Origin of the sequence: Paraburkholderia sp. EG287B (assembly GCF_040965595.1) — a bacterium.
Taxonomy (GTDB): Bacteria; Pseudomonadota; Gammaproteobacteria; order Burkholderiales; family Burkholderiaceae; genus Paraburkholderia.
In genome coordinates this window covers 1-468 of record NZ_JBFRCG010000089.1, presented here as the reverse complement: position 1 = coordinate 468, position 468 = coordinate 1, and the positions used below count along the sequence as shown (strand labels likewise).

Sequence of the window (468 nt, the reverse complement as noted above, 5' to 3'; positions counted from 1 at the left end):
GCGCCGACGAGACCGGTACGGAGCTGCCCCGAGCGCTCTCGATGACCGCGACTGCGCTTCGCTGGGCCGCACCCGTTACGTTCCTTCACCCGGTAGAGACTGAGGGTCGTCCATCCCAACGGTTCGATGCGGTCGGCGCCTTCATGCCGAACGAGTCGCGCAGGAAGGCGCAGGAATCCGCCGCAAGACTGCCGGAGCTGTTCAACGAGGTCGAGCGCTGGACGGCAGATGCGGGCGTGCGCCTTTATACCCAGGAGAAGGCGACCTGGCTGATGGAAGTCTCGAAGTATGTCGGCGACCATGCCGCGCGGATCGCTGCGAGCCTGGGCGCGCTCGCCGCGTCGAACTGGCTGCGCGCGCCGCTCGCGGGTGTCATGTTCGCGCCGGTCTTTCCGGGGCCGACCGTCGTCCCGGTGCCCGTCGCGGACGGAAACGCAAACGCTACGCCGGGTCAGCCTGCCGATGTGT

1 pseudogene is annotated in these 468 nt (G+C 68.2%); it reads left to right on the top strand.

Annotated elements, in window-relative coordinates:
- Positions 1 to 143: 143 nt before the first annotated feature.
- A pseudogene (locus tag AB4Y40_RS42830) lies at positions 144 to 468 on the top strand (type VI secretion protein VasK); the annotation flags it as partial.